The following is a 7,238-nucleotide window of genomic DNA, read 5'->3' as shown; positions in this document are numbered from 1 at the left end:
AATGCACGCAGAGTAATAATAAACAAAAGATGATTCTACGTCATAATCTGGCAAGACTATTTGGATGTAGCTGAGGACTTACGTCATAACTATGAAATGCAAGAAATTTACGGGAAGCGTAAAAAGACGACGAGCGTGCCTTTGCCGATGCCAAAGAAAAGCATGGTATGCGATGGACAACCTTAAAGGTTCTTAAAAATTGTCCATGCAGGCGATGCTAACTTTTGCTGCCTTAAATCTTAAGAAGTTGGCCAGCTGGACCTGGAAAACGACAAAAATAGCGTAAAACAAACAAAATCGAGAGCTGAATTAGCTCTTTTTCCAGAATGTAAACTGGGATAATAGCAAAAGGGATGGAAATCGTATCGATTTCCAACCCTTTTGTCTACACTCTGACACGCCTATAACATAGGCGTTTTAAATATGATTCTTAAAATAGTATTGGCAGTATAACTTATATAATATAAACAGTGGGATGAGTAGGCAGACAAGCCTTCACAACAGCGTAGTACTATAGTAAAACTTACCTGCTCTTCTCATTCACTGCTTCCACCATAGCGAAAATTAAAGACATGTTACTCTAATTAATACATCTTAAAATTATTTATACAGTTACTAAATAAGCAACGTTGTTCTTCAGTCATCATTCTTTTTTTCGGATGTCGGATCAATAAATTGGTCCACTTGTAAGGTTAGTTCTTCCACTAGTTCTTTGAGTAATTGCTTTTGCTCAGTGGATAATTTTCCTTTAACATCATCCAGATCTACGCCATTTTTACGTAGTGTATCACTCACAATTAAATCAATGACCTTATTAGGAATTGCATTTGCTTTTTTGGGTATCTCGCTCACGTCTTTCACTCCTTCTCTAATATCATTCGTATTATTATATGCAACTATAATTTAAGAGGAGCGTGGAATCTTTTACGTTTTCAAACCCAACAAATAGATCGTCTCAACAATAACCTTAATTGAAGGTTAATTAGAAAATATTTTAAAAGTGACTCGCTCAAATCAAATTTGAAGCGTACTTACTCAAATTAAATATTTCTAAATTGATTCGATATATTATAAAATATCTAACTTAGCTACTAAAGATACAAGAACTTGAAGCATAGCCTGGATGTTTACTGCCAGATCTGTATCTGTAGTTGTAACTTTTACATTTTTGGATCCTTCAATAATCGTTTTTTGGACATTTTGTTGTTTAGTTTTTATAAACTGCTTCATATCTTGGGCCACAGATCTAGCTTGATCTGTATCTCCTAAAGTAATGGTGATAACTGCAGCAATAGCTGCTTGAATTCCTAGTTGTAAGGACAATGCTGCTTGTGTGTCTGTTGTTTGGATGTCTACGCCTTCTGAATTCTTTACAATAATCCACTCATAGGATTGTTGCTTAGTAGATACTACTTGTGCTCCATTTTGCTGTACATCCGCATTATTATGATCATTGTCATCGCAATGATCTAATGCTTTCCATTTATTCATATTTTCACCTCTTTTCTTCTTTATAAAAAGATTTAAAGAACGTCTAGTTTAACAACTAATGAAACTAATACTTGAAGCATAGCCTGAATGTTCACGGCTAAATCTGTATCGGTAGTCACGATATTAACGTCTTTTGAGTTATAAATAATGATTTTTTGCTTATTAGATTGTTCATCATTAAACTTTTGGAATATATCTTGTGCAATAGCTTGACCCTGATTAGAATCACCAATTGCAATACTTACTACTAGAGCAATTGCAAGTTGTAGTCCAATTTGAAGCGACACGGATGCTTGAGTATCGGTTGTTTGAACAGTTACGTTACAGGAATCCTTAATCCAAATTAGTTCATCGGATTCTTGGTCTACAGATACCAATTGATCTCCTTCCTCAACAACTGCTGCCTCACTAAAATCATTATCATGATGATCACTAAGCTCATGATCATTCTGATAATGATGGTTTTCTAGCTCGTTATCTTTGGCATCAATGCTGTTACATAGTTGGCAGTCTCTTACCGGTTGATAACTAGTTTCACTATATCGTTTACTTTGTGGTTGACTCATTCTAAAATCTCCTTTCCTATTTTCTAGCTTGGTTACAAGAAATGAATCCTTTCAACCTCACTTCTGTATCATATGAACAAGATATTTATTGACATAGTTTGTTTGACTACTAAAAAGACTATGTTTTTTACGTTTAATTATTTTGTGAACACAAAATTGTTGTGATAATCTTGATGATTCGAGCAAACTAAATAATCTTGCCTATAGAAAAATAAGCAAGATTAATTAGATTTAAAGAAAATGGGTTAAAAGATTTTTATTATCAACTGAACCGAGCAATTGATTTTTAAATATAGGTGGGTTAATTTCATAATACCTATTGAAGTGAAGGGGCAGGTTGCGACTCTAAAGAGGTGATTGAGACAGATGAGCATTTCAAACGTTCGCAAGTGACGTTACTTAACCCTGCGAAGATTGTTCAAGTTCTTACAAATAAATAGAAATTATGAAATGGATTCAGGAAATTTATTGTTTAATCGGATGAAATTAATCAAAAAATTTGAAAATATGACTCATTTAATGTAATTGTAATAATATTGTGATGTATGTAAATTAAAAAGATTGTAAAATAAAAATCAGATAGGAGAATGTAAATGCTAATAGATACACATGTCCATTTAAACGCAGATCAATATGAGGACGATCTTCAGGAGGTAATTGATAGAGCCTTAGAGGCAAATGTTCAGAAAATGGTCGTAATTGGTTTTGATCGGAAAACAATTGAACGTGCAATGGATTTAGCAGAAACATACCCGTTTATTTATGCCGTAATTGGATGGCATCCAGTGGATGCAATTGATTGTACGGAAGAAGATTTACAGTGGATCGAAGAGTTATCTGCACATGAGAAAGTAGTAGGTATTGGTGAAACGGGGCTAGACTATTATTGGGATAAGTCCCCTAAAGAAATTCAACAGACTATTTTCCGCAAGCAAATACGCTTAGCGCAAAAGGTTAACTTGCCAATCATTATACATAATCGAGAAGCAACGGAAGACGTGATTAGGATTCTTCAAGAGGAGGAGGCTCATCTAACAGGTGGAATTATGCATTGCTTTGGGGGAAGTGTAGAAACAGCAAAACAATGTATTGATATGAACTTTATGATTTCACTTGGTGGACCTGTAACCTTTAAAAATGCGAAGAAACCTAAAGAGGTCGCAACGGAGATTCCATTAGAGCATTTATTAATCGAAACAGATGCTCCTTATTTGGCTCCACACCCTCATAGAGGTAAAAGAAATGAACCTGCACTTGTTGCACTTGTTGCAGAAGAAATTGCTCGATTAAAGGGTATTTCCGTGGACGAGGTAGCAGAAGCCACAACAAGCAATGCTATGCGTTTTTTTCACTTAAATGGCTAACTAATGACCCTTATTTTTGTATAGTAAACCACCTTGAGGTAAAAAATGGATAAAAACCTAAAGTGTTGACAAGCTTAAAAGTACTCTATATAATCACACGAGTGAACAAGGAGGCGTTTTTCATGCAAAATAATACCATGAAAAACCTGTTCTTTCATTCATTGAGGAGCAAGAAAACACTAGTAACGATTGCATCTTTACTATTGTTTTTTGCAGTGGTTTCATTCGTATTATACGAAGGAACAAAGAAAACTGTTGCTATAACAGTTAACGGAGAACAACAAGAAATAACAACACATGCCAATACCGTTGGAGAACTACTAGAAGAAAATAATCTAGTGGTCTCTAACGATGATTTTTTACATCCCTCAGTGAACACTTCAATCAAAAATAATCTTAAGATTGAGTGGGAGCAGGCAAGACAAATAGAAATCACAGTAGACGGTAAAATTCAAACTGTCCAGACTACTGATGATGTAGTATCAGAAATACTAGCAAAGGCAAATGTCGCTTATACAGAACATGATGCGATTACCCCTGCTGCAGATGCAGAGGTGGGACCCGATAATCGAATTGCAATTGAAAAAGCATATGAAGTCACGCTTATAGATGGCAAGGAAGAACAAAAATTATGGTCCACTTCGACTACGGTCGCTGACTTTTTAAAAAAACATAACATTTCATTAAATGAATTGGACCGTGTAGAACAGAAAATGGATGAACTTATACTTCCTAATTCTGAAATACAAATAGTGAGAGTAGAAAAGGTCATCGATGTAGTTGAGGAAGAAACAAACTTTGCAGTAGTGACAAAGAAAGATGATTCTCTGCTTAAGGGAAAAGAAAAAGTCGTTGAAAGTGGTGAAAAAGGTTCTGTTGCGCGGACTTATGAGGTAGTTAAAGAAAACGGGGTGGAAGTTTCCCGTAACATAGTAAGTGAAAAAGTTACTAAAGAGCCTAAAAAGAAAGTTGTAGCAGTGGGAACTAAAGTAATGACTGCAAGTGCAAATGTATCTCGTGGGACTAAAACCTCGGCTGCCCCATCCAAAGGAAGCGAGTTTTATGTAACAGCTACAGCGTATACAGCTAACTGTAATGGGTGCACAGGTGTGACAGCAACTGGTATTAACTTAAAGTCTAATCCAGAGGTAAAAGTGATCGCTGTAGATCCTAGTGTTATTCCTCTTGGGTCTAAGGTGTGGGTCGAAGGCTACGGCTATGCAGTGGCTGGAGATACTGGTGGTGCTATAAAAGGAAAGAAAATAGACTTATTTATGGCTTCCAAATCGCAAGCCTATGATTTCGGGCGTAAAAAAGTTCGTGTAAAAGTTTTAAAATAATTCAAAAGGTATGTAAAGCAGGCGTAGATACAATTATCGGGTAAACTACGTACTCGCTTTATACGACATTGTATATCATTTTTCGTATAGCTTTCCCTCTCGTTGATAGGGAGAGCTTTTTTGCGTTATGATAGAGGCTAGTATAGAAGTGGAAAAGAGGTAAAACGCTTGCGAATAAATGAAATAATCGTCGTAGAAGGAAAAGATGATACGACTGCTATAAAAAGAGCAGTTGAAGCTGATACTATAGAAACTAATGGTTCTGCCATCTCAAAAGAAACACTTATCAAAATTCAGCACGCTCAAGATAAAAGAGGTGTCATTGTATTCACGGACCCAGATTACCCTGGCAGAAGAATTCGTGCCATTATAGAACAACAAATTCCTGGGGTGAAGCATGCTTTTTTATCCAAAGAAAAAACGATAGCTAAAAATGGTAAGGGACTAGGCATTGAACATGCTAAAGATGAAGATATTCGACAAGCTCTTAGTCATGTGTATACCCCTAAAACTGACATGAAAACTACTTTTCCTGCCATTCCACTAGAGGTGCTAATTGCAGGAAAGCTTATTGGACACCCACATGCAAAGGATAGAAGGACTCGACTTGGAGAGATATTAAAAATAGGTTATACCAATGGAAAGCAGTTACAAAAGAGACTAACTATATTTCAAATAAATAAGGAACAGCTGGAAGCAGCGATTCTGCAACTCGATTTGGAGGACAATACGAAATGACACAAAAAGATATAGCAACTCCTATACGCACACAGGAAATACTTAAAAAATATGGTTTTTCTTTTAAAAAGAGCTTAGGACAAAATTTCTTAATAGACCCTAATATTCTTAGAAATATCGTTAGTCATGCCAATTTAACAAATGAATCAGCCGCAATTGAAATTGGCCCGGGAATAGGAGCTTTAACAGAACATCTAGCAAGAGAAGCTGGAAAAGTAATCGCTTTTGAAATCGATCAGCGCTTGTTACCTGTGCTTGCAGATACACTCTCACCATATAACAATGTTGAAATCATTCACAAGGATATTCTAGAGGCGAATATGCTAGAAGTATTTGAGGAAAAGTTAACTGATTATAAAGATGTCATGGTTGTAGCTAATTTGCCATACTATGTAACAACCCCAATTTTGCTGAAGCTATTAATGGATCGTTTGCCTATACGGGGGATGGTTGTGATGATGCAGAAGGAGGTGGCTGATAGAATTACCGCTTCACCGGGGACCAAGGCTTATGGGTCTTTGTCAATTGCAATTCAGTATTATATGAAAGCCGAGGTGGCTATGACTGTTCCTAGGGCTGTCTTTATGCCACCGCCAAACGTAGACTCTGCGGTAATTAAGCTTACTCGCCATGAAACTCCGCCAGTACAAGTGATAGATGAGGATTTCTTATTTAAAGTTTCAAGAGGTTCTTTTGTGCAACGAAGAAAAACTATAATAAATAACCTACAATCCTCCCTTCCTAATGGGAAGGAGAAGAAAGAACTAATCATTCAAGCACTGGAGAAGGTAGGCGTATCCCCCACACGTAGAGGAGAAACCCTGAGTATTGAAGAGTTTGGAAGGCTAGCAGATGAGCTGTATCCAAATTTCCATTAAATTTACTTGTTACAATATTAGTAATGTTAATAAATAAAGTAGTAAAAACGATTAATAAAAACGTTGACAAGAGTATGTGTAAGTTGATAAAATGTTTTGTTTGACAAAAAAATGGATATGTGTTAGGATTGAGTCAGTGAGGTGTAAGCGGAATGCCAAAAACTTTAGCTGATATTAAAAAGTCATTAGATCATCATTTAGGGAAACGTTTGCAATTAAAAGCAAACGGAGGTCGTAAGAAAACCATTGAACGTGCAGGGGTGTTAAGAGAAACCTATCATGCAGTGTTCGTAATCGATTTGGATCAAGATGAAAATTCTTTTGAACGGGTATCTTATAGTTACGCAGACATTTTGACAGAAGCAGTAGAAATCACTATTTATGATGAAGCAAATAATTCAATTGTAGTAAAATGATTGTTTAGAACTTTTATTTTTACGTTTTTATATGGCAAAAACTCCTATCCCATTCGAATGAGTGGATAGGAGTTTTTTTCTTTTAAATGCACATACTAACGTTGCTAGTTGTTTTGAGGAGGATTCACCATATGGCTAGAAGAGGGATTATGTCTAAAGAATTAAAAGAAGAGATTGCCAAGGATCTTGGATTTTATGATGTAGTCAAAGCAGAAGGCTGGGGTGGGATTAAATCCCGAGACGCAGGTAATATGGTAAAACGTGCAATTGAAATGGCTGAACAACAAATGAACAACCAAAGTAAATAAACAAGATTACCTAAGTTCGATATCCAAAATAAAATACAACTAGCAAAGAAAAGGCGATCTATGCCTTTTCTTTTTTTAAGGCTATGTTAAAGGGTAGGGTTGATTTATGATGCAAAGAAATCTTAGATCAGAGGGTA

At 35.9% G+C, this 7,238-nt stretch carries 9 protein-coding genes and 1 pseudogene; 7 read left to right on the top strand and 3 right to left on the bottom strand.

Features of this window, described 5'->3' with window-relative positions; translation table 11 throughout:
* Positions 1 to 286, top strand: a pseudogene (locus AC06OU_RS03160) (transposase); the annotation flags it as partial.
* 350 nt (positions 287 to 636) lie between these two features.
* Here AC06OU_RS03160 and AC06OU_RS03155 read toward each other — a convergent pair.
* The 3 genes from AC06OU_RS03155 to AC06OU_RS03145 all read right to left on the bottom strand — a co-directional run bounded on the left by AC06OU_RS03155 (position 637) and on the right by AC06OU_RS03145 (position 2,057).
* Positions 637 to 852, bottom strand: a complete 216-nt coding sequence (locus AC06OU_RS03155; protein ID WP_205964094.1) for a spore coat protein — start codon at positions 850 to 852, stop codon at positions 637 to 639.
* Positions 853 to 1,068: 216 nt separating this feature from the next.
* The gene (locus AC06OU_RS03150; protein ID WP_475853919.1) at positions 1,069 to 1,491 is read right to left on the bottom strand and encodes a spore coat protein; all 423 of its coding nucleotides are present in this window, start codon (positions 1,489 to 1,491) and stop codon (positions 1,069 to 1,071) included.
* 32 nt (positions 1,492 to 1,523) lie between these two features.
* Positions 1,524 to 2,057: a spore coat protein gene (locus AC06OU_RS03145; RefSeq protein ID WP_475853918.1), complete on the bottom strand. Its 534-nt coding sequence runs from the start codon at positions 2,055 to 2,057 to the stop codon at positions 1,524 to 1,526.
* Between the two features lie 593 nt (positions 2,058 to 2,650).
* Here AC06OU_RS03145 and AC06OU_RS03140 point away from each other — a divergent pair.
* The 6 genes from AC06OU_RS03140 (at position 2,651) to AC06OU_RS03115 (ending at position 7,101) form a co-directional block, all read left to right on the top strand.
* Positions 2,651 to 3,421: a TatD family hydrolase gene (locus AC06OU_RS03140; RefSeq protein ID WP_475853916.1), complete on the top strand. Its 771-nt coding sequence runs from the start codon at positions 2,651 to 2,653 to the stop codon at positions 3,419 to 3,421.
* A gap of 122 nt (positions 3,422 to 3,543) precedes the next feature.
* Positions 3,544 to 4,761, top strand: a complete 1,218-nt coding sequence (locus tag AC06OU_RS03135) for a ubiquitin-like domain-containing protein (protein WP_475853914.1) — start codon at positions 3,544 to 3,546, stop codon at positions 4,759 to 4,761.
* 168 nt (positions 4,762 to 4,929) lie between these two features.
* A complete protein-coding gene (rnmV, locus tag AC06OU_RS03130; RefSeq protein ID WP_475853912.1) occupies positions 4,930 to 5,499 on the top strand; it encodes a ribonuclease M5 in 570 nt (189 codons plus the stop codon).
* Complete coding sequence (rsmA, locus tag AC06OU_RS03125) at positions 5,496 to 6,377, top strand: 16S rRNA (adenine(1518)-N(6)/adenine(1519)-N(6))-dimethyltransferase RsmA (RefSeq protein ID WP_340886160.1); 882 nt, start codon at positions 5,496 to 5,498, stop codon at positions 6,375 to 6,377. The genes rnmV and rsmA overlap by 4 nt, the downstream gene beginning before the upstream one ends.
* 152 nt (positions 6,378 to 6,529) lie before the next feature.
* Positions 6,530 to 6,793 (top strand): biofilm formation stimulator Veg, encoded by a 264-nt coding sequence (gene veg, locus AC06OU_RS03120; protein WP_144541541.1) that lies wholly within the window; start codon positions 6,530 to 6,532, stop codon positions 6,791 to 6,793.
* Positions 6,794 to 6,924: 131 nt separating this feature from the next.
* Positions 6,925 to 7,101: a small, acid-soluble spore protein, alpha/beta type gene (locus AC06OU_RS03115; protein WP_475853909.1), complete on the top strand. Its 177-nt coding sequence runs from the start codon at positions 6,925 to 6,927 to the stop codon at positions 7,099 to 7,101.
* The last annotated feature ends 137 nt before the right edge of the window (positions 7,102 to 7,238 follow it).

It is taken from the genome of Psychrobacillus sp. (assembly GCF_056205495.1).
The sequence above is the reverse complement of the archived record's forward strand: the minus strand, read 5'-3'. Positions and strand labels throughout refer to the sequence as shown.

Coding starts and splice junctions, on each gene's coding strand:
- AC06OU_RS03135 (WP_475853914.1), top strand. CDS start 3,544: ATGCAAAATAATACCATGAAAAACCTGTTCTTTCATTCATTGAGGAGC.
- AC06OU_RS03140 (WP_475853916.1), top strand. CDS start 2,651: ATGCTAATAGATACACATGTCCATTTAAACGCAGATCAATATGAGGAC.
- veg (WP_144541541.1), top strand. CDS start 6,530: ATGCCAAAAACTTTAGCTGATATTAAAAAGTCATTAGATCATCATTTA.
- rsmA (WP_340886160.1), top strand. CDS start 5,496: ATGACACAAAAAGATATAGCAACTCCTATACGCACACAGGAAATACTT.
- AC06OU_RS03115 (WP_475853909.1), top strand. CDS start 6,925: ATGGCTAGAAGAGGGATTATGTCTAAAGAATTAAAAGAAGAGATTGCC.
- AC06OU_RS03150 (WP_475853919.1), bottom strand. CDS start 1,491: ATGAATAAATGGAAAGCATTAGATCATTGCGATGACAATGATCATAAT.
- AC06OU_RS03145 (WP_475853918.1), bottom strand. CDS start 2,057: ATGAGTCAACCACAAAGTAAACGATATAGTGAAACTAGTTATCAACCG.